At 42.4% G+C, this 4,923-nt stretch carries 5 protein-coding genes; 2 read left to right on the top strand and 3 right to left on the bottom strand.

What is annotated here, in order from left to right; genetic code table 11:
* Positions 1–49: 49 nt before the first annotated feature.
* A complete protein-coding gene (locus JHC35_RS01135; RefSeq protein ID WP_295041540.1) occupies positions 50–652 on the top strand; it encodes a hypothetical protein in 603 nt (200 codons plus the stop codon).
* On the opposite strand, the gene JHC35_RS01130 is transcribed toward JHC35_RS01135, so the two are convergent.
* The 3 genes from JHC35_RS01130 to JHC35_RS01120 are packed head-to-tail and all read right to left on the bottom strand — an operon-like array spanning position 642 to position 3,389.
* Positions 642–1,463 (bottom strand): phosphatidylserine decarboxylase, encoded by an 822-nt coding sequence (locus JHC35_RS01130; RefSeq protein WP_295041539.1) that lies wholly within the window; start codon positions 1,461–1,463, stop codon positions 642–644. The two genes, JHC35_RS01135 and JHC35_RS01130, sit on opposite strands and share 11 nt — an antisense overlap.
* 2 nt (positions 1,464–1,465) lie before the next feature.
* Positions 1,466–2,557: a tRNA pseudouridine(13) synthase TruD gene (gene truD / locus JHC35_RS01125; RefSeq protein ID WP_295041538.1), complete on the bottom strand. Its 1,092-nt coding sequence runs from the start codon at positions 2,555–2,557 to the stop codon at positions 1,466–1,468.
* Between the two features lie 7 nt (positions 2,558–2,564).
* Positions 2,565–3,389 carry a thiamine-phosphate kinase gene (locus tag JHC35_RS01120; protein WP_295041537.1) on the bottom strand — a complete coding sequence of 275 codons (825 nt, stop codon included), beginning with the start codon at positions 3,387–3,389 and terminating at the stop codon, positions 2,565–2,567.
* 126 nt (positions 3,390–3,515) lie between these two features.
* Here JHC35_RS01120 and JHC35_RS01115 point away from each other — a divergent pair, with 126 nt between their 5' ends.
* Positions 3,516–4,715, top strand: a complete 1,200-nt coding sequence (locus tag JHC35_RS01115) for a hypothetical protein (protein WP_295041536.1) — start codon at positions 3,516–3,518, stop codon at positions 4,713–4,715.
* Positions 4,716–4,923: the final 208 nt, after the last annotated feature.

Genomic DNA, 4,923 nt, shown 5'->3' with positions numbered 1-4,923 from the left:
TTAGATTTAACGTATAATAAGTTACCAAACACAGATAAAGGAGTATTTAATGTCTTTGAAATACGCTGGCCCTAAACCTCTCATCTCGGCTCACGGGGTGACGTTCGATCTCAACAAAGAAGACAAATTTATCTATTTAAGTATCGTCGCAGAGCTGATCCAAGCATTAAATCACGAATACGACGGAGGAAAACGCTATACCTATATCGCGTCGAATAAGCCGCTCGACACTGATCGCATTCTTGAACTCATTCGGCAAAACGATCCGCAGCTGGATCAAGAGATCCAAGAGCGGCAAAAAATGGTAGAGGATGAGATTGCCGAAGAGCTTGAACGAGCACACGCCAATAAGATATTGTGCGCAGAAGAGCAGGAAGTATTAATTAAAAATATTGAATTATTACGCAATTACCGCATCACCCGTTCGATCAACAAAACGGTCTACTACAGCGGTATTACCTCATTAGCGCATATTATTCAGCACGGTCACATTGACCGGATTGACGCTCCGATGTTTCCAAAATTCTCGCATGTGTTTCACTCTATCCAAGGAGCGTTGGTCAAGCTTCATCCACCAGTCGACAGCACGATCGACATTTATGAAGAAGATACCCATTTGCACATCCGTTTGGATATATTATTTAAGACTTGATTCTTCCGATCGTTTGAGCAAAACGGACGTTGTGCCCGCTTGAAATTCCTAGATCAATCATCTCTTTTTCACACAACATGACGATCGTGGATCCCATACGGAAACACCCGAAATCGTCCCCCTTGCTCAAATGAAGCTCTTGATAGCTGTAGATACTCGGCGTCAATACACCACTATTCGTTCGAATACGCGGTTCAAAATTCACCTCCATCTCACCGACATTCAACGCACCGACCAAGATGAGAAAAAATCGTTTTCCCTCCGTGCTGAGACACTCTAAAACGACCCGTTCATTTTCGATAAACAAATTGAGCTGTTTTTTTAGTGAGGGGATATTGACCGGATAGAGTTTACCCGGGATATGCACCGCACGCAACACCTGCATGTCCAAAGGGGCATGATAGCGGTGATAATCACGGGGAGAGAGATAAAAATTGACAAACATTCCGTTATGTATACTTTGTTTTGATTCTGCGGTTATCCCCTCTCCGAGAACCTCATCGACACTATAACTCATCCCTTTGATCTGCAAGGCAAGATTCTCTTCAATCACTCCGCATTCCGTGATCAACGAGTCACACGGACTGATCATATCTTTCGGATCGGATGAAAATTTACGTGGCTGATTCAGTTTGCGGGTGAACAACGCATTAAGCGTCGGATAACTTTCGGGCGATTTAAAATCGCTCATGTCCAATCCCATCGCTTTGACATAGATGCGATTGATCATGCTTTGGAAGGTTTTTCCGTGTGCTTTGGATGCAAAACGGCCAAAGATTTGGGATACAGCAGAGGTAAAATGTTGTTTCATGGTTACTCCTGGGTTTCATCGGTTTGAATTTCTCTTTTGGCAATCTCTTCGATCAAAACGGTGGCGTAGCACCCTTTTGGAAGGGTAAAATGAAGCTCAAACCACGCATCATTTTCTTTGTACTCCCCTTCAATCTCTTCAGGGAAAATCCATCCGTAGCGACGTGCTCCGTCGATTCCGCTTGTGATCGCATCATAGTCTCTTTCGATCGTTTCGGCTAATCCAACCGAGCGTGTTGCACGCTTTCCGCTCAAAAGCCCGGTAAACGAAATATCCCGTTTATTAAACCGCTCCACCTCTTCGTCGCTTTCGTAATGAAATATCTTTCCGTAAGGATAATGCATCATAACATCCCCGTGAATCAGTTTGAACGGATGTTTTTGAGCTTTCATCACCTTTAGTTCTTCTATCGGAAGATTGATGTGGCCGGAAAGTTGTTCCGTATTAAAACTCTCCACCAATTTGGAGATTTGAATACGGCGGGCAAGCCATCCGTTAAAAAGATAGCTTTGATACGCATTGACGTAAAACTGGGCTAATTTTTTGTTCCGTTCTTTGAGGCTTCCCGCTAAGATTGCCTCCCCTTTTTTGTAGTTTTCCCCATCAAGTCCAAAACGCTGAAATCCGAAATAGTTCGGCATTCCGTATTGCTTGATCATTTTGAGCGCTTCTTGGATTTTTACCGCAGCCGTCGGGTTCACTTTTTTAAGGCGGATAAAAAATCGGTTCCCCTTGAGATGTCCCACACGGATTTTATTGTTATGGTAGGTTTTATCGAGGATTTTAATCCCTTCGTATTCGAAATTTTCCAACACCGATTCAAATTTTCGCGGCAACGAAATGTATTGCTTGGTTTGGGCATTTTTGTCTTTGAGACCGGCATAACCGATATCGCGCCCTTTGATTCCCAAATGGTTGCTGAAAATATCAATCATCTGCCAAGTGGAGAGATTCTTTTTTCGTACGTGAAGAACCAGATGTTCCCCCTCACCGCTAAAGGGATAAAGGGGGATCTCATCGACGACGAAATCGCGCGGCGACTGCCGAAAATAAAAGTCGATCGGACTGTGCGGAAGATAGTATTGACGCTCCATAAAACTCCTAAAAATGATGACGCTTGCAGCGATTGGTGTATCGTCCCCGCACTACATGTGCAACAGGGGTTATAGGGGTACGCGTACGCGCCGCGATACGACGGATTGCATAACGGTATTTCGCAGAGTACGCAATAAGCATCTCATACTCTTCTCCGCTGCATCGGATTTGCTTGGGGATTTTTTTATCCCATCGTATCCCCAAACGGTTCGGACGGGTCAGTTTTTCGATATCGCTGCATAAACCATCAGAAATATCCATACCGCATCGCAGATAGCGGCGGCTCTCTGCAATGAATGCTTTCCGCAGATCGGGAGAGACGAAACGGCTTTTTGTATGGACTTTCCCCCCCGACATGAGGTATCGAAGCTGTTTGGCCGATTTGCCGATCGATCCCGTATAGGCGATAATATCCCCGATTTTGAGCCCTTGGCGTGTCAAAGGATGATCAGAATGCGAAATGATCGTCACTGAAATATCGGTTTTGGAATTGCTGATCGTATCTCCGCCGATAATCTCGATACCGTATTGTGCGGCAGCTGTTTGAAGCCCTCTGGAGAGTTCTCTCATCTCATGCAACGACGTCGATTTCGGAATCGCAACCCCCAAAAGAGCATAACGAGGAACCGCATTCATCGCTATCGCGTCCGAGATATTAACAATCATCGCTTTATAGCCGATTTGGTAGGGACTCAACCATGTTTTTTTATAATGGATATTTTCAAAAAACAGATCTTTGCTGTATACCCACTTGCCGATCAGTGCGCCATCGTCACCAATCACGCTTTTGGAAGAGCAAAAAGTGGAGATAAAGTAATCTTCTACGTTCAAATTTTCTATCCTATCGATAAAATAAATCTCCCTATTGTAATCAATATGAGATTACAAATCTGTTAAATTGGATTATTTAACAAATTGTGTTAAAATATTTTCTAATAATAAAAACAATGAGGCATAATGCTATTATCGATTAAAAAAATATTTAGTAATATCCGATCAGCTCTTTTTTTACTTGTTTTAGGGGTCGCTCTGCTAACGGCTCAGCTCCTTTTGCTCTCAGGATATACCTCCCGTTTGGATCAACTAAAAACGCAACATCTCCTCGTCGACAAAATTCTCAATACCAAATCGGGTGACCCGCAAATGGTCTCGATTGCGATCAATGCAACGGTCGCCGAAATTGACCTAGCGGTAAAACTCTCGTCTCAAAAAAACTTTTTAGAAACGTTGTATGATTCTGATAACGAATTTTCCCCATTAATCCGTTCGCTCGAAAATTCTTCCGAAACGTTCCAAAATAGTTCACTGGCATGGTCATCAGCGCTCAAAATGCCTCGAAGCGAAATTGAATATGCACAAGTAAAAAAAGCAAAAACCGCGTTCATCACCGATATTGATAATTTGATGCTCCATACGCTCGAAAATCTCAATAACTCCCTAAAAACCGCGAAAATCACAGCGATTGTTTTGTTGGTACTCAGCCTGTTGATATTTTTACGCTATCGCTACCGTTTGATTCAAGTTTATAAAGACATCGATACAGCATGCGCATTAGATACCACAGGGGAACAAAAAACCGCTTCAACGCAAGAAATTGATTTTATTTTAAAACGCGCTCTGCGAAGAAACATTCAAGCTCCTTCGGCTTGTTCCGGACTTGTCAACCCCTCAAGCGGTCTAAACAACCTCAAAGGACTTTTAACCGTTTATAATACCAAAAAAACCAATCGCGCCAGCAATACCACCTTTTTAGCCGTTTTTGAAATTGACCAATACCGCACACATTTATCAACATTATCCAAAGAAGATCGCGGAAATATTTTCAAAAAAATCGGTGATATTATCGCATTGTATGAACAACCTCTCGATATCACAGCCCATTTGGATGATGATCATGTTGTATGCGTACTCTCACGAAACAGCAAACAATCGGCTATGGAAGATTGCGAAAAAATTCTCCATTCCGTAGAAGAATCAAGCTTTAATACAGAAAAAGGGCTGATAAAAATAACCCTAAGTGGCGGTTTTCTCCTTAAAATTCCGGTTAAATCGATTGAAGAAGCGATCGATGACGCTCTAAAATTAGTCGAAAAAGCCAAAGAAAGCGGTGGAAATCGGATCACACAGCTTCAAGATCGTGCCGATTTCTACCGCTAATTTCTTCATATATGTAACTTTTCAACTCATCAAATGTAACAAAACTTTGATTTTTGTTACGATTTTGGACAACATCGATCACTTTTTTTCTTCATTATCATCTATAAACCTTTTTAATCTTGCCCAAGGAGTGGCGCGATATAATCATCCACAGATTTTATCAACAAGGAAGGCGTATGAGTATTCCCATTTATACTTATGATGCGGT

Origin of the sequence: Sulfuricurvum sp., assembly GCF_022759005.1 — a bacterium.
In the GTDB taxonomy this organism is placed as follows: domain Bacteria; phylum Campylobacterota; class Campylobacteria; order Campylobacterales; family Sulfurimonadaceae; genus Sulfuricurvum.
This window is presented reverse-complemented; position numbering and strand designations above follow the sequence as displayed.